Source organism: Halomonas sp. PAMB 3264, from assembly GCF_031954245.1.
Taxonomy (GTDB): Bacteria; Pseudomonadota; Gammaproteobacteria; order Pseudomonadales; family Halomonadaceae; genus Vreelandella.
The window spans coordinates 2,322,073-2,347,163 of the sequence record NZ_CP134866.1 but is presented as its reverse complement, the minus strand read 5'-3'; the positions used below and the strand labels follow the sequence as shown (position 1 = coordinate 2,347,163).

At 63.5% G+C, this 25,091-nt stretch carries 24 protein-coding genes; 18 read left to right on the top strand and 6 right to left on the bottom strand.

Features of this window, described 5'->3' with window-relative positions; genetic code table 11:
* Positions 1–64: 64 nt before the first annotated feature.
* The 3 genes from putA to RN347_RS10605 form a co-directional block, all read right to left on the bottom strand.
* Positions 65–3,256, bottom strand: a complete 3,192-nt coding sequence (putA, locus tag RN347_RS10615) for a bifunctional proline dehydrogenase/L-glutamate gamma-semialdehyde dehydrogenase PutA (RefSeq protein ID WP_311958208.1) — start codon at positions 3,254–3,256, stop codon at positions 65–67.
* Positions 3,257–3,430: 174 nt separating this feature from the next.
* Positions 3,431–4,279, bottom strand: a complete 849-nt coding sequence (locus RN347_RS10610) for an AraC family transcriptional regulator (RefSeq protein WP_263586819.1) — start codon at positions 4,277–4,279, stop codon at positions 3,431–3,433.
* 184 nt (positions 4,280–4,463) lie between these two features.
* Entirely contained in the window at positions 4,464–4,823 is a 360-nt protein-coding gene (locus RN347_RS10605) for a hypothetical protein (RefSeq protein ID WP_263586820.1), read from the bottom strand.
* A 321-nt stretch (positions 4,824–5,144) separates the two neighbouring features.
* Here RN347_RS10605 and RN347_RS10600 point away from each other — a divergent pair, with 321 nt between their 5' ends.
* From RN347_RS10600 to RN347_RS10565, 8 genes are all read left to right on the top strand, one after another.
* The gene (locus tag RN347_RS10600) at positions 5,145–5,732 is read left to right on the top strand and encodes a YqaE/Pmp3 family membrane protein (RefSeq protein ID WP_311958207.1); all 588 of its coding nucleotides are present in this window, start codon (positions 5,145–5,147) and stop codon (positions 5,730–5,732) included.
* An 80-nt stretch (positions 5,733–5,812) separates the two neighbouring features.
* Entirely contained in the window at positions 5,813–6,694 is an 882-nt protein-coding gene (locus tag RN347_RS10595) for a carboxylate/amino acid/amine transporter (protein ID WP_311958206.1), read from the top strand.
* Positions 6,695–6,815: 121 nt separating this feature from the next.
* A complete protein-coding gene (locus tag RN347_RS10590) occupies positions 6,816–7,745 on the top strand; it encodes an NAD(+) kinase (protein WP_263586823.1) in 930 nt (309 codons plus the stop codon).
* Complete coding sequence (locus RN347_RS10585) at positions 7,745–8,710, top strand: metallophosphoesterase (RefSeq protein ID WP_311958205.1); 966 nt, start codon at positions 7,745–7,747, stop codon at positions 8,708–8,710. The genes RN347_RS10590 and RN347_RS10585 overlap by 1 nt, the downstream gene beginning before the upstream one ends.
* Positions 8,711–8,941: 231 nt before the next feature.
* Complete coding sequence (locus RN347_RS10580) at positions 8,942–9,793, top strand: rhomboid family intramembrane serine protease (RefSeq protein WP_311958204.1); 852 nt, start codon at positions 8,942–8,944, stop codon at positions 9,791–9,793.
* Positions 9,794–9,817: 24 nt separating this feature from the next.
* Positions 9,818–10,102 (top strand): YeaC family protein, encoded by a 285-nt coding sequence (locus tag RN347_RS10575; protein WP_263586826.1) that lies wholly within the window; start codon positions 9,818–9,820, stop codon positions 10,100–10,102.
* 52 nt (positions 10,103–10,154) lie between these two features.
* The gene (locus tag RN347_RS10570; RefSeq protein WP_311960848.1) at positions 10,155–10,961 is read left to right on the top strand and encodes a DUF2797 domain-containing protein; all 807 of its coding nucleotides are present in this window, start codon (positions 10,155–10,157) and stop codon (positions 10,959–10,961) included.
* Positions 10,962–11,158: 197 nt separating this feature from the next.
* Positions 11,159–11,584 carry a CopD family protein gene (locus tag RN347_RS10565; protein WP_263586828.1) on the top strand — a complete coding sequence of 142 codons (426 nt, stop codon included), beginning with the start codon at positions 11,159–11,161 and terminating at the stop codon, positions 11,582–11,584.
* A 60-nt stretch (positions 11,585–11,644) separates the two neighbouring features.
* Here the strand turns inward: RN347_RS10565 and RN347_RS10560 are convergent, their stop codons facing one another.
* Entirely contained in the window at positions 11,645–12,106 is a 462-nt protein-coding gene (locus RN347_RS10560) for a DUF2231 domain-containing protein (RefSeq protein ID WP_263586829.1), read from the bottom strand.
* 35 nt (positions 12,107–12,141) lie between these two features.
* Here RN347_RS10560 and coxB point away from each other — a divergent pair, with 35 nt between their 5' ends.
* The 5 genes from coxB to RN347_RS10535 are packed head-to-tail and all read left to right on the top strand — an operon-like array spanning position 12,142 to position 19,313.
* Positions 12,142–13,212 (top strand): cytochrome c oxidase subunit II, encoded by a 1,071-nt coding sequence (gene coxB / locus RN347_RS10555; protein WP_311958203.1) that lies wholly within the window; start codon positions 12,142–12,144, stop codon positions 13,210–13,212.
* Entirely contained in the window at positions 13,209–15,752 is a 2,544-nt protein-coding gene (gene ctaD, locus RN347_RS10550) for a cytochrome c oxidase subunit I (RefSeq protein WP_311958202.1), read from the top strand. Before coxB ends, ctaD begins: the two co-directional genes overlap by 4 nt.
* The gene (locus RN347_RS10545; protein WP_311958201.1) at positions 15,753–16,112 is read left to right on the top strand and encodes a hypothetical protein; all 360 of its coding nucleotides are present in this window, start codon (positions 15,753–15,755) and stop codon (positions 16,110–16,112) included.
* Between the two features lie 22 nt (positions 16,113–16,134).
* The gene (locus RN347_RS10540; RefSeq protein ID WP_311958200.1) at positions 16,135–18,366 is read left to right on the top strand and encodes a cation-translocating P-type ATPase; all 2,232 of its coding nucleotides are present in this window, start codon (positions 16,135–16,137) and stop codon (positions 18,364–18,366) included.
* On the top strand, positions 18,363–19,313 hold the full coding sequence (locus tag RN347_RS10535; protein ID WP_311958199.1) for a bile acid:sodium symporter: 951 nt from the start codon (positions 18,363–18,365) through the stop codon (positions 19,311–19,313). Before RN347_RS10540 ends, RN347_RS10535 begins: the two co-directional genes overlap by 4 nt.
* Here the strand turns inward: RN347_RS10535 and RN347_RS10530 are convergent.
* Entirely contained in the window at positions 19,310–19,624 is a 315-nt protein-coding gene (locus RN347_RS10530) for a winged helix-turn-helix domain-containing protein (RefSeq protein ID WP_311958198.1), read from the bottom strand. The two genes, RN347_RS10535 and RN347_RS10530, sit on opposite strands and share 4 nt — an antisense overlap.
* Positions 19,625–19,767: 143 nt before the next feature.
* Between RN347_RS10530 and RN347_RS10525 the strand changes: the two genes are divergently transcribed.
* Together RN347_RS10525 and RN347_RS10520 are read left to right on the top strand one after the other, a co-directional pair.
* Complete coding sequence (locus tag RN347_RS10525) at positions 19,768–20,940, top strand: Na/Pi symporter (RefSeq protein WP_311958197.1); 1,173 nt, start codon at positions 19,768–19,770, stop codon at positions 20,938–20,940.
* 10 nt (positions 20,941–20,950) lie between these two features.
* Positions 20,951–21,202, top strand: a complete 252-nt coding sequence (locus RN347_RS10520) for a hypothetical protein (protein WP_263586836.1) — start codon at positions 20,951–20,953, stop codon at positions 21,200–21,202.
* Between the two features lie 6 nt (positions 21,203–21,208).
* On the opposite strand, the gene RN347_RS10515 is transcribed toward RN347_RS10520, so the two are convergent.
* Positions 21,209–22,294 carry a PA0069 family radical SAM protein gene (locus RN347_RS10515; RefSeq protein ID WP_311958196.1) on the bottom strand — a complete coding sequence of 362 codons (1,086 nt, stop codon included), beginning with the start codon at positions 22,292–22,294 and terminating at the stop codon, positions 21,209–21,211.
* 180 nt (positions 22,295–22,474) lie between these two features.
* Here RN347_RS10515 and RN347_RS10510 point away from each other — a divergent pair, with 180 nt between their 5' ends.
* The 3 genes from RN347_RS10510 (at position 22,475) to RN347_RS10500 (ending at position 25,024) form a co-directional block, all read left to right on the top strand.
* Positions 22,475–23,917 (top strand): alkaline phosphatase, encoded by a 1,443-nt coding sequence (locus RN347_RS10510; protein WP_311958195.1) that lies wholly within the window; start codon positions 22,475–22,477, stop codon positions 23,915–23,917.
* 110 nt (positions 23,918–24,027) lie between these two features.
* Complete coding sequence (locus RN347_RS10505; protein WP_311958194.1) at positions 24,028–24,471, top strand: hypothetical protein; 444 nt, start codon at positions 24,028–24,030, stop codon at positions 24,469–24,471.
* Positions 24,472–24,640: 169 nt separating this feature from the next.
* A complete protein-coding gene (locus RN347_RS10500) occupies positions 24,641–25,024 on the top strand; it encodes a nuclear transport factor 2 family protein (protein ID WP_311958193.1) in 384 nt (127 codons plus the stop codon).
* Positions 25,025–25,091 lie beyond the last annotated feature (67 nt).

The window sequence follows — 25,091 nt, the reverse complement described above, 5'->3', positions numbered from 1 at the left end:
TGAAGGGGTGAAGGTCAAGGTTTTTATTCATACACGTTATTCATCGCGCGCTATTCGTCACACGCTATTCGTCACCAAGGGCCAGCAGCGAGGCGTTGCCGCCGAGTGCCGCCGTATTGTTGGTGACGGTTTTCTCGGTGACGAAGCGCTGCAGGTAGTGCGGGCCGCCCGCCTTCGGGCCGGTGCCGGAGAGGCCCTGGCCGCCGAAGGGCTGCACGCCCACCACCGCGCCGATGATGTTGCGGTTGATATAGACGTTGCCGACACGAATGCGCTTGGCGATGTGGGCAGCGAACGACTCGTTGCGGCTGTGAACGCCGAAGGTGAGCCCGTAGCCGCGGGCGTTGATGGTATCGATCACCTTTTCGATGTCGCGGGCTTTATAGCGCACGATGTGCAGTACTGGTCCGAACTGCTCGCGCTCGAGCGCCTCGATGCTGTCGATGGTGAAGGCCACCGGCGCCACGAAGGTGCCGTTCTGGGTGTACTGAGCCGCCATCGGCGTTTCGGCGACCAGACGGTTCTCGCCCTTGAGCTTTTCGATGTGCGCCATCAGCCCTTCGCGAGCTTCCTCGTCGATCACCGGGCCGACGTCGGTGCCGAGATCGCGCGGGTCGCCGATGCGTAGCTCGTTCATCGCGCCCTGGAGAATCTCGATGACCCGGTCGGCGATATCATCCTGCAGGTAAAGCACGCGCAGTGCCGAGCAGCGCTGGCCGGCGCTTTGAAACGCGGACTGGATCACGTCGACCACCACCTGTTCCGGCAGGGCGCTGGAGTCCACGATCATCGCGTTCATGCCGCCGGTTTCGGCGATCAGCGTCGGCAGCGGCGCGTTTTCGCGCGCGGCGAGCGAGCGGTTGATCAGCTGCGCGGTGTCGGTGCCGCCGGTGAATACCACGCCGGTAATACGCGAATCGCCGCTCAGCACGCTGCCCACGGTCGGGCCGTCGCCGGGCAGAAGCTGTACCACGTCGCGCGGGATGCCGGCCTCGTGCATGAGCTCGACCACACGGTGGGCGATGATCGAGGTCTGCTCGGCGGGCTTGGCGAGTACGGTGTTGCCAGCGACCGCGGCGGCGACGATCTGGCCGCAGAAGATCGCCACCGGGAAGTTCCACGGGCTGATCGCGGCGAATACGCCCTTGCCGCCCATGGTCAGGCGGTTGGACTCGCCGGTCGGGCCGGGCAGCTCGATCACTTCACCAAAGGACTCCTCGGCGCGCATGGCGTAGTAGCGGCAAAAATCCACCGCTTCCTTGATTTCGTCGACGCCGTCGGTCAAAAGCTTGCCGCCTTCACGTGAGCACAGCGTCATCAGCTCCGGCATGTGCTCTTCCATGAGATCCGCCAGTCGACGCAACATCGCAGCGCGCTCAGAAACCGGCGTGTCGTCCCAGCGCGGGAACGCCGCCCAGGCGGCGTCCAGCGCTTTGGCCGCCTGCTCCTTGCTCGTCCACTGCACGGTGCCCACGCTCAAGGAACGATCGAACGGCACCTTGACCTCGTGGGTCGCACCCGCATCGTCTTCGATGTCGAAGGCCAGCAGCGGCTTGACCGTGTACTGCGTGTCCATGAACGCGGCCATCTTCTCCTTGAGCGGGTCATGATGGCTTCGGATGTTCAGGTTCACGCCGCGCGAGTTCTTGCGCTTCGGACCATAAATGTCGCGCGGGGCGGGAATGCGGTTGTTGGTGTAGCTGTCGTACTGCTTGAGCGTCTCGACCGGGTGCTGGCAAAGCCACTCCACCGGCACGTCCGGGTCGACGAGCTGATGCACGAAGGAGGAGTTGGCGCCGTTTTCCAGAAGCCGGCGGACCAGGTAAGGCAGTAGATCCTTGTGGGCGCCGACCGGGGCGTAGATACGGCAGTACGTACCTTCCGGGGCGCGGGTGAGGGCGGCATCGTAAAGCGCCTCGCCCATGCCGTGCAGGCGCTGGAACTCGAAGGCACGGTTGCCGGCATTGGCGAGCTCGACGATCGCCGTCACGGTGTGGGCGTTGTGGGTGGCAAACTGCGGGAAGATACGCCCTTGGGTGTCGTCACTGAGCAGAAACTGTGCGCAGGCCAGGTACGCCACGTCGGTACACGCCTTGCGGGTGTAGACCGGGTAGCCGTCGACGCCCAGCTGCTGCGACTCCTTGATCTCGCTGTCCCAGTAGGCGCCTTTCACCAAACGAAGCGGAATCTCGTCGCCCTGCTCGTCGGCCAGCCGGTTCAGGTAGTGCAGCACCGGCAGCGCGCGTTTGGAGTAGGCCTGGACCACGAGGCCGAAGTGGCCCCAGCCGCGGGCAGCGTCGCTTTCGTAAATGGCGCGGAACACCTCGAGCGAAAGCTCCAGACGGTCGACTTCTTCGGCATCGATGGTCAGCGCGACGTCGAGCTCGCGAGCGCGGCGAACCAGCTTGATCACGGTATCGACCAGCTCGGCGAGCACCTGCTCGCGGCGGCCGAACTCGTAGCGCGGGTGCAGCGCGGAGAGCTTGATCGACACCGACGGCTTCGGCGTTTTGGCGTCCAAACGCTGGGAGGTCTTGCCGACGGCCTCGATGGCCTTGGCGTAGTCATCGAAATAGCGCTTGGCGTCGTCACGGGTGCGCGCGGCTTCGCCCAGCATGTCGTAGGAGTAGGTGTAGCCCTTGTTGAACAGCGGCTTCGAGCGCTTGAGTGCCTCGTCGATGTCGCGCCCGAGTACGAACTGCTTGCCCATGATCTTCATCGCCTCGACCATGGCGCGGCGAATCACCGGCTCGCCCATGCGGTTGACCAGGCGGTTGATGAAGTTCGCCGGCTGGCCTTCGCGCGGGTGGTCGAGCTTGAGCACACGGCCGGTCATCAAAAGCCCCCAGGTCGAGGCGTTGACCATCCAGGACTCGCTCTTGCCGACGTGGGACTGCCAATCCGCCGGGCCCAGCTTGTCCTCGATCAGCGCGTCCGCCGTGGCCTTGTCCGGAATGCGCAGCATCGCCTCGGCCAGACACATCAGCATCAGGCCTTCGTGAGTGTCCAAGCTGTACTGCTGTAACAGCTCGTCGATGGTGTCGACGGCGGTATCCATTTTACGCACGTCGCGCACAAGCTCGGCGGTGTTGGCGCCGATACGTTCGAAATCCTCGCGCCCGGCGTCCAGCACCTTGATCAACTCGGCAACGTAGTGGTCTTCATCGACGATGTAATGATCGCTTACGGTCTTCAAAAGCGAATCGAGATCGGTTTGCCACACGGCAGGGTCACGCATTTTTTTGGCGTTGAGCATTTTGGCCCCCGGGAGTTGGTAGGTGGAAAACGGCCGAGCGGTACGCCCGATGACGCTCGAATGTAGAGCGCCGGGCGAGCGGGTGTATGTCAGTTTCGCGCCAAAACGTGTCGATTTCACGGAAAGCGCGGTGTCGTGTCGCTGGCACGACGCTCTGGGCTCAGTGTCGTTGGCTTAACGCCATCCGTCGAGCGTGGCGTGGGATGACGCGGCGCCGGACGCCGCCGTGCCGGGCGCCGCTGCGCCCGGCGCGGGCGTACTCAGCTGATTGCGCAGCGCCCGCGGTGAGCAGCCGTAGCGGCGACGAAAGGCGTGTGAAAGCGCGCTTTGATTGGCAAAGCCGGTTTGTACGGCAATGTCGGCCAGCGCCAGCCGGCTCTGGGCGACCAGCTCCCGCGCCGCGCTCAGGCGCTTTTGACGAACGTACTGCCAGGGCGAGAGCCCGGTTTGGGTGCGAAAGCGTGCCGAGAAGTGGGCCTCGCTCAGACACGCCAGCCGAGCCAGATCCGCCACCTTCAAGGGCTCGGCGAGCCTTGCGGTGATGAAGCGGTCGATCGGCGCCAAATCCAGCTGGCGGCGCGAGGCGGGCAGGGGGGTCGCCAGGCGCGCCTTCAAGGCGCCGAGCAGGGTTGCGGCGACCCGGTCGGGCTGTTGCTCCAGCGCCTGGCCATAAAAACCGTGATCGAGTTCGCTTTCGACGAACGCCAGGTAGTGGCGAAGCGCGCCGTCGAGGGCGAAAAAGCGCGGCGCGTCGAACAGCGCGATCAGTTCGCGGTGCTCGCCGGTCAGCGCCGGGGCGTCATCGGGAATATCGAAGATGAGCTGGCGGTTATAGCCCTGCCCGGAGTAGTAGTGCTCGTGATTGGCGGGCACCAGGCAGCCGGAAAACGCGTTGACTCGCCCGCCGAGCCCCTCGATCTCGAACGTCGACGAGCCGCAGAGCGTGATCACGATCTGATGGAAGTCGTGAGCGTGGCTCTTGACCGCGCTCGAAAGCGGCAGTTGGCGAATGGTGCTAAGCATTGACGAACTCCTCTCGGGCATGGCGGGACGTTAGGGTCTGTCTGACAAGTCGGTGAGCGAAGACAAGGCAAAAATTGGCGAAGAAACGGAGTTTTCAGTGTGTAAATGAGTATTCTGATCGAACTCGCGCACGAGCCAATTTTTAACGCCATATTGTTGAGCGCAGGCACTTTTCAGACAGAGCCTAGCGCTGGCGCAGGGCGGTGTGTGCGGCAAGGTGATCTCGCAGCGCTTGAAGCTCCTGCTGGCCCGCCGCGTTGAGAAGCGGCTTGCCCTGGGCGATCTGCCAGCGCCGGCCGTACTGTTCCATGAGCTGTGAGGCCCGGCGGCGCACGCCGTCGAGATACTCGTCGTGACGAATGGGGTAGCCGATCATGGCGTTCCACTCGGTTTCGCTGACCCGGCTTGCCAGCGCCTTGTCGAAGAGCGCGAGCAAATCCTTGGGCTCGGTGCGATAACGCGGGGTGCTGGTCGTCATCAAGATGACCAGCACCGAACCGATCACCAGCAAACAAACGCCAAGCACCAATAAATAAAGCGCCATTACTCGTGCTCCTTACCGGTTCGGACGCGGTCGCCGCCCGCTTGCGGGTAGAAAATTTTTGTCCCGTTGAGAACTTTTTACCAAATCGCTGTCAGATAGTGTACAGGCAACGCGTTATAGCCTTCGCTACGGCCGCATCCTTGCGACAGTAGCCGCTAGAAGTGTTGTACTGGCTTCTTTTTCGATCCCTTGCTTCCGCTGCCTTCTGGCAGCGGTTTTTTTTGGCTTGCCTATACTACTGCTATTTTGACCGGTCTGCATTGATCAGGCGCTTGCGCTAAATGCGGCGAAGCGCCGGCATTGACACACAAGGAGCCGACTATGGATGCCCGCGAATACATGAACCGTAAAGGCGTTGGCGTCGAGCGCGACCCGGATCGGCCCAATACGCTGGAAGAGAAAGCCTGGGCCAGGGCTCGAGGCGCCGGTGACGGGCGGCCCAAATCCGGTACGCCCCACGACTGGGAAGACTGGGAACGCTACCACGAGGATCTGGCGGACGACGCCGATACCCTCGAGCAGAAAATCGATAAAGAGGCGCATCGTAAGGCCGTCGAACGCGAGCGTCGCGAGAAAAAAGCGCAACACGCACCGGTAGAACGCGAAGAAGTGAGCTCACCCGCCAGGGCCAGCGCCGTCGAGCACTTCACTCCCGAACCCGCTAAGCCCGATAAAGTGGCGGCGCCAACGCCGGACGTCAAATCGCCGGGGAGCGACTCAGTTAAAGTCTCGGTCGATGAGCCTGCCGGACTCAAGGCCGCCTACGCGGCGCTGTCGGTACTGCTGCCACCGCTGGGTATCGGGCTTGCCGGCGGCGGGGCCAGGCGCGTGGTGATCGCGCTGGTATTGACGCTTTTGGGCTGGCTGCCCGGCGTCATCTACGCACTCGCTTGGGTGCTTCGCCGCTAACGAACCTCGTGCGCCGAGCTTTACCTTTTCCCCGAGCGCCGTATAATCCCGTCAACTTTTTATAATTTTCGGGGTTTACCATGGGGTATCTCGTTGGCGTCACGGCGCTCTGGGCGTTCTCGTTCTCGCTGATCGGTGTCTATCTGTCCGGGCAGGTGGATAGCTACTTCGCCGTGCTGGTGCGGGTGTCGCTGGCGCTACTGGTGTTTCTGCCGTTTTTGCGGCCCAGACTTTTGAGCTGGCGCGACCGGTTTACGCTCATGGCGCTTGGTGCGCTTCAGCTCGGCGTCATGTACACCTTTCTCTACCACTCCTTTTTGCTGCTTTCGGTGCCCGAGGTGGTGCTGTTCACCGTGCTCACGCCGATCTACATCGCGCTGCTCGACGACCTGCTCTTTCGACGCTTCACACCGATTTATCTGGTGACCGCGACGCTGGCGGTGATCGGTGCAGCGGTGATTCGCTACCAGGGCGTGGACAGCGGCTTCTGGCTCGGTTTTTTGGTGGTCCAGGGCGCGAACTTGAGCTTTGCGATCGGCCAGGTGGGGTATCGCCGGCTGGCCGCTAGGCAGTCTCAAACGCTTGCCTGGCACCACGTGTTTGGCTGGTTTTTCATCGGCGCGCTGATCGTCGCACTGCCGGCCTTTTTGCTATTGGGTGACATTCAGGCGCTGCCCACCACGACGCTTCAGTGGGGCGTTCTCGCCTGGCTTGGGCTTGCGGCCTCGGGCGTGGGCTACTTCGCCTGGAACCAGGGGGCGACCCGGGTCGATGCCGGCACGCTTGCGATCATGAACAATGCGCTGGTACCGGCGGGGCTGATCGTCAACCTGGTAATCTGGAACCGCGACGCGGAGCTTGGGCGGCTGGCACTGGGCGGGCTGATCATCGTCGCCTCGCTCTGGCTCAATCAGTGGTGGCTCAAGCGCCGCCAACTCACCGGCACGCTCGAGCGCGCCTGAGCCGCCAGGTAGTCGCTCTCAAGGCCTGCTTTGCCGATAAGTATCGGATAAACAAGGCGCCGGATTTGCCCGCGTGCGGGCGGGTCTTCATAATGGGCGATAACGACAGTGAGAGCCGCCCATGCCCACCACGCCAACCCGTACGTCCAGCATGACCAACGCGACGGTCGAAAGACCGTTCAATACGATCGGCCTGATCGGCCGGCTCGGCAGCGACAAGGTAGTCGATTCGCTCTCGCGGCTGGTGGCGTATCTGGTCGAACATGACTATCGCGTGTTGGTCGAGGATCGCACTGCCACGATGATTCCCGATCATGGCCAGCCGGAAACCAGCCGGCGCATGCTCGGCGAGCGCTGCGACCTGGTGATTGTGGTCGGCGGCGATGGAAGCCTTCTGGGCGCGGCGCGCTCGCTGTGCCAAAGCGGCACCCTGATTCTGGGCGTCAACCGCGGGCGGCTCGGTTTTCTCACCGATATCTCCCCGGACGAGCTCGAAACCCGGGTCGGTGAGGTGCTGGCGGGGCAGTTCGAGGTCGAAGAACGCTTTTTGCTCGACGCGGTGCTCTACCGCAACGGCGTGGCGGTGGGCCGGGGCGACGCGCTCAACGAAGTGGTGGTGCACCCGGGCAAGGCGGTGCGCATGATCGAATTCGAACTCTTCGTCGACGGCCGCTTCGTCTACAGTCAGCGAAGCGATGGGCTGATCGTCGCCACGCCTACCGGCTCGACGGCCTACGCGCTCTCCGGCGGCGGGCCGATCATGCACCCCAAGCTCGACGTCGTAACGCTGGTGCCGATGTTTCCCCATACGCTTTCGAGCCGGCCGATCGTGATCGACGCGGCGAGCGAAATCCGGATTCATATCGGCGAAACCAACCACACCTACCCGCACATCAGCTGCGACGGCCAGACCCGCGCGGTGGCCAAGCCCGACGACGTGCTGGTGATCACTCGCAAGCCCGCCCGCGTTCAGCTCGTTCATCCGTTGGGCCACAATTTTTACGACATCCTGCGCAGCAAGCTGGGCTGGAGTCATCGGCTGGGGGATTGATGAGCCAGGGGTATGATCTCATTGGCGACGTCCACGGCTGCGGGGCGACGCTTTCGACGCTGCTCGAAAAGCTGGGCTACGAACAACGCGCCGGGGTGTATCGCCACCCGACGCGCAAGGCCGTCTTTCTGGGCGATTTGATCGACCGCGGCCCGCGTATTCGCCTGGCGGTGCAGATCGCCCGGCGCATGGTCGACGAAGGCGAGGCCTATATCGTGATGGGCAATCATGAGCACCACGCCCTGGCCTACACCCATCCCGCGCCGAGGGGGAGTGACCGGCGCTGGCTGCGCGAGCATTCGCCGCGCCACAACCGCATCATCGCCGATACGCTCTATCAGTACCGCGACCACACCAACGAGTGGGAAGACACGCTCGCCTGGTTCAAGACGCTGCCGCTGTTTTTGGAGTTCGACGACTTTCGCGTGGTGCACGCCTGCTGGGACGCAGCGCTGATCGAGGCGCTCAAGAAGCGCTCGCCCAACGCGTGTCTGACCGATGAATTGCTGGAGGAGTCCGCCGACTCATCGACCGAGGCGTTTGCCATCGTCGACCGGCTGACCCGAGGGCCCAGCATCGCACTGCCCGAAGGCGTGGCCATCCACTCCGGCGATGGCTTTACGCGCAAAAGTTTTCGCGCCCATTTCTGGGCCGCCAATCCCAAGCGCTGGGGCGACGTGGTGTTTCAGCCGGACAACCTGCCGGATCACCTGGAAACCCGGCCGCTGAGCGAGGCCGAGCGCGAAGGGCTTGGCTATTACGACGCCGAGCAGCGGGCGCTGTTCATTGGCCACTACTGGTGTGAGGGGATTCCGGCGCTGCCCGCGCGCAACATCGCGTGTCTGGATTACAGCGCGGTGAAGTATGGGCGGCTGGTGGCCTATCGTTTCGACGGCGAGCGTGAATTGAGCGCCGACCGCTTCGTTTGGGTGGACGTTCACCGTGAAGAGAGCAGCCGCATTTGAGCGGGCTACCGAGCGCTTTCTAATTCAGATTATGAGTAGATACATTAAGAAACATCTTTTTTTGAAAATGGCTGAACTAACCCCGCCGCTGGCTATCATAGTAAGTGTTCCCTTGAATGATCCCTTGCTTTAAGCCGGCGGCCCCCTCCGCCGGTTTTTTTATGCGCACGATTTACGCTCATGACGAAACCACCGCGCCGGGCAGCCGATCCTTTACTCCAGGGAGGTGTCATGCACCCCGTCATGCTGTTACCCGTTGATGCCGACACGCGTGAGCTTCGCCAGGCGCTCTGGCACTACCGGATTGGTCATCGGATCACCGAAGAGCCGGAGGGCCTGACGCTGTGGCTCGCCGACCCCCGTCAGAAAACCGAGCTGACCGCGCTGGTGCGCCGCTGGCAGCAGGGCGAAACGCTGATTACCGGCCCGCGCCCCCAAAGCGCTCAGCGCACTCAGGGCGCCACGCTTTTACGCCGCCTGCCCGTTACATCGCTCATCATCGGTTTGAGCGTTTTAGTCTTCGTGCTCATGAATACCCTGGGCGACGGCGTACTTACGGCGCTGACCATCGTGCCGGTCGGCGTGGTCAACGGCCAGCTCGTTGCCCAACACCTGATGGAGACGCTGACCGGCGGCCAGCTGTGGCGGCTCTTGACCCCGGCATTTTTGCACTTTGGTCTGATGCACCTGATCTTCAACCTGATGTGGGTGTGGTACTTCGGTCGTCAGATCGAAGCGCTGCAGGGCAGCCGCGTGATGGTGGCGCTGCTGCTGGTGGCGGGCATCGGCTCGAATCTGGCGCAGTACGCCACCGGCACGGTGCTGTTCGGCGGCATGTCCGGGGTGGTGTATGCGCTGTTGGGCCACGTCTGGCTCGTCTCACGTAAGCGCCCCGAAAGCGGCTTTTTCGTGCCGCAGATGCTGGTGGTGTTCATGCTGGGATGGATGGTGTTCACCATGACCTCGCTTGCCGAGTGGGTGGGCTTTGGCAACGTGGCCAATGAGGCGCACCTGGGCGGGCTACTCGTGGGGCTGGCCTCGGGCTGGTACTATTGCGCCAAACGTCCACGGTCCACGCCCTGACCTTCGATACGACTGGAGCCCTGCATGAATGATATGAGCTTTGAGCGCATGATCAGCCAGATGACCCCGAGCATTTACGAAAGCCTCAAGCAGGCGGTATCACTGCGTAAATGGCCGGATGGCCGCTTTTTGACCGCCGAGCAAACCGAGCTTTGTCTCGAGGCGGTGATTCGTTTTGAAATCGAAAACAACGTGCCCGACGAGAACCGGGTGGGCTATCTCGAGCGGCGCACCTGTGGCGCAGGGGCCACCGGCGCAGGCGTATCGCCGGAAATGGCGGGTTTGGGCCGGGACGTCTCGGGTGACTGATCTGTTCGCAAGCGAGTCAAGCGCCGTGCGCGTGTCCGGCCATCTGAGCAAAATGGCGGGCACGCTCGAGGCACCTGGCGGTGAAGTCACGTATCACCTGCGCGCCGGCGAGCAACGACTGGCGCTCAACGCGTTGATCGGCACGCCGCTTCGCCTGCACTTTGATGGCCACATTGCCTGCACCCACTGCGGGCGCAAGACCAACAAGAGCTTCGCCCAGGGCTACTGCTACCCGTGCTTCAAACGCCTGGCGCAGTGCGACACCTGCATCATGAAGCCGGAAACCTGCCACTATTTTCAGGGCACCTGCCGCGAGCCGGAATGGGGCGAGGTGCACTGTTTCACCCCGCACATCGTCTATCTGGCCAACTCCTCCGGGCTCAAGGTCGGCATCACCCGCAAGACCAACATGCCCACCCGCTGGATCGACCAGGGCGCCATCCAGGCGCTGCCGATCATGGAAGTGGCCAGCCGCCAGCAGTCCGGCTTCGTCGAGACGCTGTTCAAGGAGCACGTATCGGATCGCACCAACTGGCGCGCCATGCTCAAGGGCGAGGTCGAACCGCTCGATCTGATCAAGGAGCGCGATCGGCTGCTCGAGGCCGTTGCCAGCGGCCTGGACGCGCTACGCGACACCTACGGGGGGGAGGCGATTCGGTTACTCGATGAAACCCCGCTCGATATTCGCTACCCGGTCGAGTCGTTCCCCCGCAAGATCGCCTCGCACAATTTCGATAAGCAGTCGGTGGTCGAGGGCGTACTGAACGGCGTCAAGGGCCAGTACCTGATCTTCGATACCGGCGTCATCAACCTGCGCAAGTTTACCGGCTACCATGTAAGCGTTGACTCGCTTTGCTAGCCAGCCCGTGGCTAGTTGGCTAAGGTAAGAACAGCCTCAACCCCTGACCGGCCCGGCAGAGGCGGGCGGGGGCTCGGTGAACGTGCTCACTCGATTGCAAGCCTTCTGGCTGGCTCGGCCTTCCGGCGGACTCCAGCGTCTTCATTTGACGTGCTTCTCATTCGAAAGCGCTTTTAAAGCATTGCAAGGACGCCGTGATGCCCTGGTTAAAACTTCTTCATATCGCAGCGCTGGTGATTTGGTGCGGCTCGCTGCTGTATCTCCCGGCGCTGTTAAATCACAGTCTGGCGCTTCGCCGGGATGCGGGCTTTGCCCAGGGCACCCCGCCCATGCCGCGTTTTTTCTACAACACCGTTGCCACACCCGCCGCACTTTTGGCGATCGGCTCCGGCACCCTGCTGTTTCTACTTCATGACTTGATGGGCGGCTGGCTGATTTTGAAGCTCGGCGCGGTCGTGCTGATGGTGGCCGCGCACGGCGCCTTTGGCTGGCTAATTCTGCGCCTGGAAATGGGGATCTATCGCGGCGTCAAAACCGCCACGCTGCTGGGGCTTTTGTTGAGCCTGGTGGGGATCTTCGGCGTGCTGGGGTTCGTACTGGCAAAGCCCCTGGCGTGGGGCTAGGCGATGAGAAATAAAAGGTGCTTCAAGCGTAAACAGTGTGGCGTGGGCCGTGGGGCGGTGTCATTCGTCGACGTCGACGCCGACCGCGTGTTCGTAAACGAGTTGGCCGCCGAGCCAGCCGGCCAGCGCAATCAGGGCGCCGGTGACCAGCGATATCGCAAGCCCCCAGGGCAGAATGGCTTCCGGCGAATTCAGACGCAACAGCCAGTTCAGCGAGGCAAGCGAGAGCATCACCACGGCGACGATGGCATGGCTCCAGCCGGTGATCAAACGGCGAATACGCGACACCGTGACCAGATCAATTATGCCGGCGATCGAGGCGATCCAGCCGCCAAAGGCACCGACGCCGGCAAGCCACAGGCCGCTGCGCTCCCAGAAGGGGTCACCCGTGTACCAGTAACCCAGATCGCTTGCGACCAGCGCCATCAATGCCGCCACCGGGAAGTGAATCATGACCGGATGAAGCGGGTGACCGGCCAGCGAGGCGCGGCTTTTTATGGAACGCTGCGGAGTGGATGCCATGGACACGTCCTGTGGGCAGACAAAGGGAAAAGAGTATGAGGGAACGTAACCATTCGGCGCCGCCCCCAAGGCGTATTCAACGCGCATCGCGACGGCGGGTCAACCTGGCCGCGTTAACGCTTTTACTGGCCGCGCCGATACTGTTGGCCGGCTGCGGCGGCGACCACTCGATCTTGAACCCGGCGGGGCCGGCGGCGCGCGATATCCGCCTGATCTGGTTCGTCATGCTGGGCTTCGGAACCGTCGTGTTCGTCGTCGTGATCGCGCTTTGGCTCTATACCTTCAAAAAGCGTTACGTTACCCGCACTCCCGCCCAGGAGCGGCGCATCGGCCGACGCTGGATCATCGGCGGCGGTATCATTCTGCCCACACTCACGGTCATTGCGCTTTTGATGTTTGGCGTGCCCACCGGCAAGCGCATGCTGACGCTGCCGCTGGACGAGCCGCCGGAGGTGATCGAGGTCATCGGGCATCAGTGGTGGTGGGAGGTACGCTACCCGGGGGCCGAAGGTGGTGAGGTCGTGACCGCCAATCAACTCATGATGCCTGCCGGCGAGCCGGTGGACTTTCATGTCACCGCCGCCGATGTCATCCACGGCTTCTGGATTCCGCGTTTGGGCGGCAAGATCGACATGCTGCCCGGGCGTATCAACCGCATTCGCCTGGAGGCCGACGAGCCCGGCGTGTTCGGCGCCCAGTGCGCCGAGCTTTGCGGCGTGGGCCATGCTCATATGAAGCTTCACGTCGAGGCGCTGCCGCGTGCGGAGTTCGACGCTTGGCTTGCCGCGCGCAGTGACGAGGCGCTGGCCGAGCTTGCCGCCCAAAACGCAGCCTTCGATACCGCCCGCGACAACTTCACTCGGTTCTGTTCTGGCTGCCACCAGGTGGCGGGTATCAGTGCGAGCAACATCGGCCCGAATCTCTCGGATGTCGGTGGCCGCGAAGCCTTGGGCGCCGGCGTAATGGCCATGGAGGAGGGCGCGGTCTACCAGTGGCTGAGAAACCATCAGACGCTCAAGCCCAGTAACCTGATGCCGCGACACGACGATCTGGATAACGAAACGCTTAGGGACCTGGGTGCCTGGCTGGAGACTTTAACCCCATGACAACCATCAATCGTCAAGCGACGCCCCAGGACCCGCAGGAGCCGGAGGATGGCCGCACGCTGCACGACGACCTGCACGACATTTGGGGCAACCCGCGCGGCATCAAGGCGCTGACCATCGTCAACCACACCACGCTCGGGTTACGCTTCATGATCACCGGGATGGCGTTTTTCCTGTTCGGCGGCATTTTGTCGATGCTGGTGCGCACCCAGCTCGCCACCCCCGACCAGAACTTCATGACCCCGGAGATCTATAGCCAGGTCACCACCATGCACGGCACGGTGATGATGTTCTTGTTCGCCATTCCCGTGCTCGAGGGGCTGGCGATCTACATGATTCCGAAGATGATCGGCGCCCGTGACCTGGTCTGCCCCAGGCTGACCTCACTTGGCTACTTCTGCTACCTTTTCGGCGGCATCATTCTGGCCTCGAGCCTGGTCATCGAAATGGCGCCCAATGCCGGCTGGTTCATGTACACGCCGCTTTCGAGCAGCGAGTATTCGCCGGGGCTCGGCTCGGATTTTTGGCTGTTGGGCATCACCTTCGTCGAAATCTCGGCGCTCTCTGCGGGGGTCGAGATCGTCGTCTCCATATTGCGCACCCGCACCCAGGGCATGGCGCTGCACAAGATGCCGTTGTTTGCCTGGTACATTCTCGCCATGGCGCTGATGATCGTGGTCGGCTTTCCACCCTTGATTCTGGGCAGCATTTTGCTCGAGCTCGAGCGCGCGGTCGGCATGCCGTTTTTCCAGGTGGCCGGTGGGGGCGATCCGCTTTTATGGCAGCACCTTTTCTGGCTCTTTGGCCACCCGGAGGTGTACATCATCTTCCTGCCCGCCGCGGGCATCATTTCCACGCTGATTCCGGTATTCGCCGGCCGGCCGATCGTCGGCTACGGCTGGGTGGTGTTCGCCATCATCGTCACCGGCTTTATCAGCTTCGGGCTCTGGGTGCACCACATGTTCACGGTGGGGATCCCCCAGCTTGCCCAGGCGTTCTTTTCGGCGGCGAGTATGCTGGTGGCGGTGCCCACCGCCATTCAGGTGTTCGTGTGGCTGGCCACGCTGTGGCTCGGTAAACCGAAATTCAAACTGCCGATGCTCTGGGTGTTGGGCTTTTTGATCATCTTCGTCTGCGGCGGTTTGACCGGCGTGATGCTGGCGCTGGTGCCGTTCAACTGGCAGGTACACGACACCCACTTCGTGGTCGCGCACATGCATTATGTGCTGGTCGGCGGCATGCTCTTTCCGCTGATGGCGGGCTTCTACTACTGGCTGCCGCTGTTCTCCGGGCGCATGCCATCGGAAACCATCGGTCGCTGGGGCTTCTGGCTCACCTTTTTGGGCTTCAACGGCACGTTCTTGATCATGCACTGGACCGGGCTTCTGGGCATGCCGCGGCGTATCTACACTTATGAAGCGGGCAACGGTTGGGAGATCTTCAACCTGCTCTCGTCCGTTGCCAGCTTCGTGATGTCCGCCGGCATCGCCATGGTGTTGATCGATATCGCGCTGCACTTTCGCTTCGGCAAGCCGGCCAAACACAACCCCTGGGGCGCGGATACGCTTGAGTGGGCCAATACGATGCCGCCAAGCGCTTATAACTTCGTAAGCCTGCCTAACATCGAAACCCGCCACCCGCTGTGGGACAACCCGGATTTACCGCGCACCATGGCCGAAGGCAAACATGGCCTGGCGGTGGCGAGCCACGGGCGGCGCGAGATGTGGGGATCTGATTCCATCACCGGCAAGGTGCGCGAAATCGTTCACCTGCCGGGCAACTCCTGGTGGCCGTTTCTGGCCGCGCTGGCGCTGGCCGTGGTGTGTGTCAGTCTGCTGACGCGCCTCTACCCGGTCGCCGCGGTGTTCGTCATCGTCGCCGGGGTGTTTTTGCTGCGCTGGGCCTGGGAGAACGGCGCCCACCCCAAGGCCGCCCCGGACGCCGAGGTCAAGGAAGGCGACCCGCCCCTGCATTCGCGCACCATGAGTGGGCCTGGCGTCTGGGCGATGGCGACGTTCTCGATCGCCAACGGGTCGTTCTTTCTTTCGTATCTTTTCGGCTGGTTCTATCTCTGGACCGTCTCACCCGAGTGGCGCATGCCCGAGGTGTCGCCGCTTTCACTGCTGGTGCTGGTCTGCGCCGGCATCGCGCTCACGGTGGGCGCCGGCGTCATGGAGAAGCTGGTACGCGGGCTTCGCGCCCGCCGCGATAGCGGCCTGATGGGCGGGTTTTTCATCGCCGCGCTGCTGGGCGCGGTGCAGGTGGGGCTGGTGCTCTGGTCGCTGCTGAGTGCCGGGCTCGAGCCTACCCAAACCAGCCACGATGCGATTTTGCTCGTGGGGCTGGTGTACGCGCTGTTCCATGGGGCGCTTGCGATGATTCTCACCGCGATGCAGGGGTTTCGCGTGCGCTGCGGCTACGTGGGTGCCCACGCGCCCTTCGAGCCGGCAGTGGTGGTGCAGCTTTGGCGCTACAACCTGGTGACGTTCTGGGTGCTGGTCGGCGCGCTCGGCGTGCTGCCCCGCGTAATGGGAGGCTAGATGATGCCAACCGCGTTCAAGCGACTACACCTTGGCCATCCGGCGCATTTGATCGTCGGGCTCACGCTCTGGAGTATCTGGTTCGTGGCGGTGTACGGCGGGCTGTCGGTGGCCTGCGCCGTAGCGCCGCCGGCACCGGATCAAGGCTCACTGACTGGCCTCAACCTGGGGCTTGGGCTTGTCAGCGTCGCCACCACTGTCTTGCTTTTCTGGCTTGCCTGGGCCGGCTGGAAGGTAGGCCGCGAGCTTACCGGCCGGCCGCGCTTTAACGCGCTGGTCTCCGCTGGGCTCTATCTCTTCTCCGCCTTTGGGGTGGTCTTTACCGGCATGCCGATCATCGGCGTGCCGCCCTGTCTGTAACGCCGGTGGGGCGATCGACGCCATGAGCGATAGCGCGCCTGCCGGCTCGACCGCGCTTTTTAGTCTGCACGGCATGTGGTGTACCAGCTGCGCGCTTGCCGTCGAAGGCGTTTTGAAGCGCGCACCCGGCATTACCCAGGCAAGCGTTCACTATCCCACCGCCACGGTGTACGTACAGGGCGAGGCACAGGCCATCGCGCTTGCAACTCTTGCGCCGCGGGTCTCGCGCATCGGCTATCGGCTGGGCGAGCTCGAGGCGGTGCAGGACGCCGCCGAGCGGCTCGAACAAGAGGGGCGCTACCTGAGTCTTCGTTTGGGGGTCGCCGCGGTGTTCGGCATGTGGACGATGCTCGCCTCGATTCTGATCTACGCCGGCGCCGTACCGGCGGGGCGTATCGAGCTGGTCATGGCCTGGGTTTCCGGCGCCTTTTCGCTTCCCGTGGTGCTCTACGCCGGCGTGCCGTTCTACCGCGCCGGGTTTCGTACGCTGTTGGCCCGCCGGCCAGGCATGGACGTGCTGGTGAGCCTGGGCGTGCTGGGGGCGATGGCGGTGTCGGTCTGGCTTCTTGGCCAAGGGTCTGTCGAGGTGTACTTCGATACGGCCGTCATGCTGATCGCGCTCTTGCTGGTCGGGCGGCTGGCTGAAACGCTGTGCCGCCAGCGGGGCCTGAAAGCCTTCGAGGCCTTGGCGCTGGCGCCGGGCGATGTGACGCTCGAGCGGGAAGGGCAAATCGCGTCGCACCCGCTGAGCGCAGCGTGCATGAACGATGTTCAACGCCTGGCGCCGGGCGAGACCCTGCTGCTCGACGGTGAACTGATGAGCGCCGGCTGGTTCGATACCGCCACGCTCTCCGGTGAAAGCGTACCGCGCTATCTGGTCGCGGGCCAGCGGGTTTACGCCGGCTACCGCTTCATCGAGGCCGACGGCGAAGTGGCCCTTCGGCTTCGGGTAAACGCTACGCCCGGCGAGCGGCGCCGGGATCATTTGTGTGAGCAGATGCGTCTGCTGCAAACCCAAAAGGGGGAGCTTCACAAGCTGGCCGACCGTTTCGCGGCCTGGTTGAGCCCTGTCGCGCTGGTACTTGCGCTAATCACGCTGCCCGTGGCCTTCATGCTGGGCGCAAGCCTTGATGAGGCGGTGGTACGAGCGCTTTCCGTGCTGGTGGTCGCCTGTCCCTGCGCGGTGGGGCTGGCCGTGCCGCTGGCAACGCTTGCCGGCAGCGACCAGGCGCTGCAGCGCGGCGTGGCCCTGCGAGACCCCGGCGCGTTCGAGACGCTGGCCCGAGTGCGTGCGGTGGCCTTCGATAAAACCGGCACGCTCACCGCCGGCCGCCACCGGGTCGTTCACGCCGAGTGCCGCGATGCGCTCGGTGGTGACTTTCATCGAAAGCTCGCCGCCGCCACCCGGCAAAGCGAGCATCCGCTGGCCCAGGGGCTGTTGCGCTGGGCGCTTGAAAGTGGCGATAAACAGAACGAAGAGGAGGACGCAAGCCGCGTGGTGCGCCTGGACGAAGTCGCCGGCGCCGGGCGGGTGATCGCTTTTGAGCGCGGCGAGCGCTGGTGGATGGGAAGTTTGGGCTGGCTTGGCGAGCGCGGCGTCACGCTTGAAGGTGCGGCTCATCAAGCCGACCATGCCTTCGCCTCCCAGGTGGTGGTGGCCGATGAGCGCGGGTGGCTGGCGACGTTTTATCTCGCCGACCCGCCGGTGGAGGATGGCCGGGCGAGTGTTCGCGCGCTGCAGGCGCAGGGCTATCTCACGGCGCTGATCAGCGGTGACCGCCAGGGCGCGGTGAGCTGGCTGGGTGAGCAGGTGGGTCTGGCGCCCAACGCGTGCTACGCCCAACGCTCGCCGGAGGCGAAAGCGCGGCTGCTGGCGGGGCTTGCGTCACCCACGCTTTATGTGGGCGACGGGGTCAACGACACGCTGTGTCTGGCCGCCGCGGGTGTGGGCGTTGCGCCCATGCAGGCAAGCGATGCCGCCCGTGAAGGGGCGGCGGCCCAACTGTTGCGACCCGGTATTGGCGGCGTGGTACAGCTACTGCGCCTGGCCAGGCGTACCCGCAACGTCATGCTTCAGAACCTGGTGTTCTCGGCGGTGTACAACACCCTGGCGCTGGGGCTGGTCATCGTCATGGCGGTGCCGCCGCTGGCGGCGGTGCTGGCCATGGCGGCGAGCTCTTTAAGCGTGACGCTGAACGCCGCCCGGCTCGCCTGGGCGCCGGTCGACGGTGACCCTGCAAAGGGCTCGCCATGAGTCGGGTCATCGTCTGGGTCGAGGCTCAGCTTCTATGGCTGGTGATGGCGGTGGCCGCGCTGGGGCTTTTGTACCCGGCGGCGGGCGTGGCGCTGGCGCCGCTGATTGGTCCGCTGCTGGCGCTTTTGATGTTCGTCATCAGCCTGACCTTCGATGCCCATCAGGTCGGCGCGGTGCTGCGCCGCCCCTCGCGGCCGCTGCTGGCGCTTTGTCTGGTGTACGGCCCGATGTCGCTACTGGGCTGGCTGACCGGGCGGCTCTTTTTCGGCACCGGGGCGCTCGCCGCGGGGCAGACGCTTCTAGGCACGCTGCCCACCGACGTGTCATCACCGCTTCTGGTGCTGATGGCGCGGGGCAACGTGGCGATGGCGGCGGTGTTCAACGCGATCAATACGGCACTTTCACCGCTACTGGTCCCGCTGCTGTTTCTCGCGCTTACCGGCATCGAGCTCGACGTGCCGCTTTTCGCCATCGTGGTCGAGCTTTTACTGATCGTTTTCGTTCCGACGCTTCTGGGCGTGGCGCTGCGCACCCGGTTCAGCACAACGCTTGCCCGCTTTGACGACCGCTACGCGGGGCTGGGCTCTATCCTCTATCTGCTGATACTGCTGGCGGTGGTGGGGCCCAACGCCGCGACCATTCTGGGGTACGGCGCCTTTGCTCTGGTGATCGCTGCCGCAGCGCTGTGTTTGAACCTGGCAGGTTACGCAGTGGGCACGGCGTCCAGGCTGATCACCAATGAGCGGTCAGAGGTGGTGGCGTATCTCTTTACCACGAGCAAGAAGGAGTTCAGCATTGCGGCGGCGTTCGTCGCGGCCTCCGGGCTTTCGCCGGAGATCGCCATTCCCGCGGCGTTTTTCGCCGTCATCCAGATGATTACCTCGCCGCTGGCGGCCAGACTGCTCGTCCGTCGCCCCGCTAGCGCTTGGGTGAGCGATAAGCGCTAGCAGTAGCCCAGCGCCTCGCCCAGCCTTGTGGCGTGCTCTTTTACCCAGCGCCGGTCGATCGCGCCCCAGCTCTCGATCACGTAGCGGCCGATGTTGTGCCGCTCGCCTTCCTGGCCCTCAAAAACGCAGACGATATCGAGCTCGTCGAGCGACTTGATCGTGTCCTGAGCGGTGCGCCGGGGCATGCCGGTGGCCTCGATCAGTGCCGGCACGCTGGCCACGCCCTGGTCGATCAGGTGGGCCACGTAGAGGCGGCGGTAGAAACTCGATCGGGTCTTGCTCAAGGGCTGCTTACTCGAGGGCTGGGTCATAAGGCGTTCCGGCTCGGTGGTTCAAAGGGGTGATATCAGGAATAAGTGAGCGTCGTCACGCGGGCGTCATCAGGCTGTCACCTGCGGCGCGCAACGTGGAAGGGTGAACGTGCGCCACGTTACCAACCGCCGGAGGGATCACCATGGTAGAGACGACCCATCGCGCCGCGCCAGAGAGCTACGCTCGCCCGGCGCAAAAGGAGAAGCAGGGCCGCCTGCGTCAGTGGCTCACGCTATTGCTGTTAGTCTACTTTCTGATCTGCGCGGTATCCATCGTCGGCGACGGCTTCAAGCTCGCCACCGGTGATCACGCCGAGCGCTTGTTCGAGTTCGCCACCAACCCCTTCGTCGGCCTGATGGTCGGCATCGTCGCCACCGCCTTGATCCAGTCGTCCTCGACGGTGACCTCGGTGATCGTTGGCATGGTGGCCGGGGGGCTGCCGGTCGCGGTGGCGGTCCCCATGGTCATGGGGGCGAACATCGGCACCACGGTGACCAATACGCTGGTGAGCCTGGGCCACGTCAACGACAAGAACGAGTTTCGCCGCGCCTTTGCCGCCGCCACCGTGCACGACTTCTTCAATCTGCTGGCCGTGGTGATCCTGCTCCCCATCGAGATCCTGTTCCACCCGCTGGAGCGTATGGCCGGCGCCGTGGCCGGCGTTTTCTACGGCGATGCCGATCTTTCGCTGGATAACGTCAATATCGTGGGCCAGCTGACCCAGCCGGTGACGGACACGGCAGGCCAGCTGGTGGCGAGTTTGCCGGCGGTGGCCGGCGGTATCGCCTTGATCGTCATCGGCGTGGCGCTGATTTTTCTCTCCATTCGCTACATCGGCAAGCTGTTGAAGACGCTGATGGTTGGGCGCGCCAGACAAATCATGCTCAGCGCCATCGGCCGCGGGCCGTTCACCGGTGTGGCCTCCGGGGCGCTGGTGACGATGCTGGTGCAGTCGTCCTCCACGACCACCAGCCTGATGGTGCCCATGGCCGGCTCTGGCGCGTTCACGCTGCGCCAGATCTATCCGTTCACCATCGGCAGCAATATCGGCACCACCATGACGGCGCTGCTGGCCGCCACGGCGATTTCCGGTGCCACGGCGCTGTTGGCGCTGGAGATCGCCCTGGTGCATCTGCTTTTCAATCTGTGCGCCGTGCTGATCATCGGCGGACTGCCGTTTCTGCGTCTGCTACCGGTGAAAGGGGCGCAGTGGCTGGGCCGGGTCGCCGCCGAGCGCAAGGCGCTGGCCGCCGGCTGGGTGCTGGGCGTGTTCATCGCGCTGCCGGCCCTGCTGATCGCTGTTACCGTACTGTAAGGAGGGCGCCATGAGTATTGAACAAGGTTCCAGGCCAAGCCTGCACACCACCTCGACCGCCGAACTCAAGGCGATGTTGAACGACTCGGTGGAGATCATCGACGAAATTCGCGCTGAGCTCGACGCCCGAGAAGCCCAGACTCAGGAGCTCGAAAAGATGGACACCCTGATGGTCGAGGCCCGGCCGAAGCTTCAGGAGATCCGCGGCTTCTTCGCGCTGGTGCTCGACGAGCTCAAGGCGCGGCGCGGCCCGAACCGTTAGCGTTGGTTAGTCGAACAGGTCGCCCTGAGTACGGGGTGGCCTGAAGTCGCGCGTGTTGAGCCCCTGCTCGGCGCGGGGCTGCATGCCCCATTGACGGCTGGCGCGCTTGAAGCGCTGCTCGATCATGTCGACGAACACGCCTTCACCGCGAAAGCGCTTGCCGAACGCCGCCTCGTTGGTCTTGCCGCCCCGGCACTGGCGAATCAGGCTCATCACCTTGTCGGCGCGCTCGGGGTAGTGGGCCACCAGCCACGCCTGGAACAGCGGCGCGACCTCGCGGGGCAGGCGTAGAAGCATCCAGCTCGCGGTGCGCGCGCCGGCGCCGCGGGCCGCCTCGATCAGCCGCTCGATTTCGTGGTCGGTCAGCCCCGGTATCACCGGCGAGATCAACACCCCCACCGGCACCCCGGCGGCGCTGAGTTCGCGAATCACCTTCAGCCGCGCCTGGGGCGAAGCCGCTCGCGGCTCCAGGGTGCGCTTCAAGTCGCCGTCCAGGCTCGTCAGACTCACCAGCACCCGTACCAGTCGGTGCTCGGCCATCTGTTTCAAAAGATCCAGATCGCGCAGTACGAGGCTTCCCTTGGTCACCAGCGTGACCGGGTGGCGGCATTCGAGCAAAAACGCGAGCAGGCTCCGAGTGGTGCGGTATCTAGCCTCGATCGGTTGATAACAGTCGGTGTTGCCGGACAGGTTGATCGGCCGGCAAACGTAGCCCGGTTTCGCAAGTTCGTCGCGCAGGTGCTCGAGCATGCCGGTACGCGCGATCAGCCGGGTTTCGAAATCGAGCCCTGGCGACATGTCCCAGTAGGCGTGCGAGGGCCGGGCGAAGCAGTAGATGCAGCCATGCTCGCAGCCGCGGTAAGGATTGAGCGAGCGATCAAAGGAGAGATCCGGTGAGCTGTTCCACGCAAGCGCGCTCTTGCTTGGCTCCTCGCGTACCTCGGTGGCAAGGCTTAAAGGAGCGTGCTCCTGCCACCAGCCGTCGGATTCCTCGACGCTGACACTCGGCGCAAAGCGGTTGTGCGGGTCGAACGTTGCCCCGCGGCCCTTGTGAACGACACTGCCCCGGGGGAGGGCGCGTGAATCCGACATGACGCTATCCGATCGGCAATAGGTTGACTGTATGAATATACACTATATTACCGCTCGTGCTAACGACAACCGCTGGCCGTGGTGAACGGAGTGTCACTGAAATCGCGCTAAACGTTCATCCCGCTGTCATCTGGCGTGGCTAATTTAAGTCTCTCTTAATCAATGACTTGGATGAACAGCATGGTCGCTTTCAAACGCTGCGCGCTCGCGCTTGCCTTGGGTGCCGTTTTTGCCACGCCGGCGCTTGCCCAACAACACAGTGCCAAAAACGTCATTTTGATGATCACCGACGGTGCGGGTATCGAAACCTTCCGCGCCGCCAGCTACTACCGCCACGCAGTGCTGGGTCAGGAAGTGTACGACGACTTCGACACCCAGGTTTTCGCCGCTACCTACCCGCTGACTACCGCCACCGAGCCGACCATGAGCGACGAAGGCAAGGTCGAGTTCGACCCTGCCGAGCTCTGGAGCGATGAAGCGGCCGAGGGCGTGGGCTTCGAAGGCAAGCTGGGCGACTACGACAGCTATTTCGCCGGCTACAACTACGCCCGTGAGAACTTCACCGACAGCGCCGCCGCCGGCACGGCGTTGGCCACCGGCCAGAAGACCTACAACAGCGCCATCAACTGGTCGAACAACGACGAGCGCATGAAGCACATCGGCGAGTACGTGGTCGAAAGCGGTCGGGCGCTGGGCGTGGTCAGCTCGGTGCAGCTGAGCCACGCGACGCCCGCCGCGTTTCTGGGCCACAGCCCTAGCCGCAACGAATACGCCGCGCTGGGTGAAGAGATCATTGACTCGGGCCTTGCCACCGTAGTGTTCGGCGCCGGCCACCCGTACTTCGACGACGCCGGTAACGCGGTCGACAATCCGGACGAAGACGCCTTTCGCTACGTGGGCGGCGAAGCCACCTGGCAGCGTGTGCTCGACGGCGACACCGATTATCAGCTGATCGAAAGCCGCGACGACTTCGAAGCGCTGGCCAACGGCGAGCTAACGTTGGATGGCGACAAGGTGTTGGGCGTGGCGCAGAACCACGCCACGCTGCAGTTCAACCGCCCGGGTGTGGAGGCTGGCAACCTGATCGAGAACGTGCCGAGCCTGCCGACGCTGACCCGCGGGGCGCTCGAGGTGCTCAAGCAAAACGACGAAGGCTTTTTCCTGATGGTCGAAGGCGGCGCCGTCGACTGGGCCGCGCACGCCAACAACCTGCCGCGCCTGGTCGAGGAGCAGGTCGATTTCAATGAAGCGGTGGAAGCCGCGGTCGAGTGGGTCGAGGCGAACAGCGACTGGGATGAGACGATGGTCATCGTCACTACCGACCACGGTAACGGCCTGCTGCAGGGCCCGGATTCGGACCAGAACGCCTACAGCCCGATCGTAAGCCAGGGCGCCGGCGCGCTGCCGCTGGTGCGCTGGCACTCGGATAACCACACCCGCGAGCTGGTGCCGCTTTACGCCCAGGGCGCCGGCGCCGAGTACTTCCTCGACGTGGCCCAGCGCGATGAAGGCCTCTCCACCTACGGTGTGGACGAAAACGCCCAGCAGTGGGTGGACAACACCGATGTGTTCCGCGCCGCGATGAGCGCGCTCGGTATCGACGAGGACAGCGACACGCCGTAACGCCCCAGTGCAGGCACCAAGCCCCCGGTGAGTAATGGCCGGGGGCTTTTTTGTGCGTGTTTTAGAACGCGTGCGATGAACGTATGCTGACGGTTTTGCCGGGAGTCTCTATGCGCGCGTTCTCGATCATCGCGATTCGCCTTCTCGCCGTCTATTTCGTGGCCCGCCCGCTCATGGCGCTGGCGTCGTCGCTGCCCACGGCCTTCGCCACGGCAGAGGCGTTCGAAGACTGGCGACTACTGTTCTCCGCCAGTCTCGTGCTGCCGTGTTTGCTGGGCGTGCTTTTATGGTTCAAGGCGCCCGCGCTTGCGCAAAGGCTTCACCCGAATGAGTCGGCGTCTGACAGCGTGGTCGGGGAGGCGGGGCTCGTGCGTGCGGGCAGCTTTCTCATCGGCGTGTATCTGGTGGTACAGCACCTGAGCAGTCTGCTTTCCCGCTGGCAGTGGGGCGGGGGGCTCGACATCGGCTCGCTCGCCGCGCTCCTGATCGGCCTGGCGCTGATACCGGGAGCCAGCGCCATGGGGAAATTGTTCAAGCGATTGCGGGAATTTTAATGGGCCTGGGAACTCGCCATGCGCTCGCGTGTCGATTTGGGTAAGATAGTACGCGCTACATCTTTGGTATAAGAATGATGGGCTTGTAAAGTCACTGTCGTAAAAGGTCACCGCCGTTTGAGCCCGCGGCATCAGGTCACCGACATTGGTTAAAGAGGTCGTTAGTCATATGAGAACTCCCCATGACGTGCTCAACGAGTGGATGCAGGCAATCAACAACGCCGACGTCGAAGTGCTGCTCTCGCTCTACGATGAGAACGCCGTACTGATTCCCACCTTTTCCAACCGTATTTCCAACACCCGCGAGAAGCATCGCGACTACTTCGAGCGTCTGGGCGCGCGCCCGGGTCTGAGCATCACGCTGCACGAAAAGACCCTGATCGTTCAGGAAGTCTCCGAGACCGTTGCCGCGCTGACCGGCCTCTACAACTGGCGTTTTGAGGTCGAAGGCGAGCTTCTGAACTTCGAGGCGCGCTTTAGCTACGTGGTCGATCTGTCCAGAGAAGCGCCGATTCTGCACCACCACTCCTCGCAAATTCCGCGTATGCTGTAAGGTTTACGGCACCCGAAAAACGCCAGGCTATTCGAGCCTGGCGTTTTCATTTTTAAAGGTTTTATTC

Excerpts from the sequence above, each read along its gene's own strand:
- RN347_RS10530 (WP_311958198.1), bottom strand. The coding sequence starts at position 19,624 with ATGACCCAGCCCTCGAGTAAGCAGCCCTTGAGCAAGACCCGATCGAGT.
- RN347_RS10610 (WP_263586819.1), bottom strand. The coding sequence starts at position 4,279 with ATGCTTAGCACCATTCGCCAACTGCCGCTTTCGAGCGCGGTCAAGAGC.
- RN347_RS10585 (WP_311958205.1), top strand. The coding sequence starts at position 7,745 with ATGAGCCAGGGGTATGATCTCATTGGCGACGTCCACGGCTGCGGGGCG.
- RN347_RS10600 (WP_311958207.1), top strand. The coding sequence starts at position 5,145 with ATGGATGCCCGCGAATACATGAACCGTAAAGGCGTTGGCGTCGAGCGC.
- RN347_RS10605 (WP_263586820.1), bottom strand. The coding sequence starts at position 4,823 with ATGGCGCTTTATTTATTGGTGCTTGGCGTTTGTTTGCTGGTGATCGGT.
- RN347_RS10505 (WP_311958194.1), top strand. The coding sequence starts at position 24,028 with ATGCGCGCGTTCTCGATCATCGCGATTCGCCTTCTCGCCGTCTATTTC.
- RN347_RS10595 (WP_311958206.1), top strand. The coding sequence starts at position 5,813 with ATGGGGTATCTCGTTGGCGTCACGGCGCTCTGGGCGTTCTCGTTCTCG.
- RN347_RS10570 (WP_311960848.1), top strand. The coding sequence starts at position 10,155 with ATGGCGGGCACGCTCGAGGCACCTGGCGGTGAAGTCACGTATCACCTG.
- RN347_RS10540 (WP_311958200.1), top strand. The coding sequence starts at position 16,135 with ATGAGCGATAGCGCGCCTGCCGGCTCGACCGCGCTTTTTAGTCTGCAC.
- RN347_RS10520 (WP_263586836.1), top strand. The coding sequence starts at position 20,951 with ATGAGTATTGAACAAGGTTCCAGGCCAAGCCTGCACACCACCTCGACC.
- putA (WP_311958208.1), bottom strand. The coding sequence starts at position 3,256 with ATGCTCAACGCCAAAAAAATGCGTGACCCTGCCGTGTGGCAAACCGAT.
- RN347_RS10580 (WP_311958204.1), top strand. The coding sequence starts at position 8,942 with ATGCACCCCGTCATGCTGTTACCCGTTGATGCCGACACGCGTGAGCTT.
- RN347_RS10560 (WP_263586829.1), bottom strand. The coding sequence starts at position 12,106 with ATGGCATCCACTCCGCAGCGTTCCATAAAAAGCCGCGCCTCGCTGGCC.
- coxB (WP_311958203.1), top strand. The coding sequence starts at position 12,142 with ATGAGGGAACGTAACCATTCGGCGCCGCCCCCAAGGCGTATTCAACGC.
- RN347_RS10500 (WP_311958193.1), top strand. The coding sequence starts at position 24,641 with ATGAGAACTCCCCATGACGTGCTCAACGAGTGGATGCAGGCAATCAAC.
- RN347_RS10525 (WP_311958197.1), top strand. The coding sequence starts at position 19,768 with ATGGTAGAGACGACCCATCGCGCCGCGCCAGAGAGCTACGCTCGCCCG.
- RN347_RS10515 (WP_311958196.1), bottom strand. The coding sequence starts at position 22,294 with ATGTCGGATTCACGCGCCCTCCCCCGGGGCAGTGTCGTTCACAAGGGC.
- RN347_RS10510 (WP_311958195.1), top strand. The coding sequence starts at position 22,475 with ATGGTCGCTTTCAAACGCTGCGCGCTCGCGCTTGCCTTGGGTGCCGTT.
- RN347_RS10535 (WP_311958199.1), top strand. The coding sequence starts at position 18,363 with ATGAGTCGGGTCATCGTCTGGGTCGAGGCTCAGCTTCTATGGCTGGTG.
- RN347_RS10565 (WP_263586828.1), top strand. The coding sequence starts at position 11,159 with ATGCCCTGGTTAAAACTTCTTCATATCGCAGCGCTGGTGATTTGGTGC.
- RN347_RS10590 (WP_263586823.1), top strand. The coding sequence starts at position 6,816 with ATGCCCACCACGCCAACCCGTACGTCCAGCATGACCAACGCGACGGTC.
- ctaD (WP_311958202.1), top strand. The coding sequence starts at position 13,209 with ATGACAACCATCAATCGTCAAGCGACGCCCCAGGACCCGCAGGAGCCG.
- RN347_RS10545 (WP_311958201.1), top strand. The coding sequence starts at position 15,753 with ATGATGCCAACCGCGTTCAAGCGACTACACCTTGGCCATCCGGCGCAT.
- RN347_RS10575 (WP_263586826.1), top strand. The coding sequence starts at position 9,818 with ATGAATGATATGAGCTTTGAGCGCATGATCAGCCAGATGACCCCGAGC.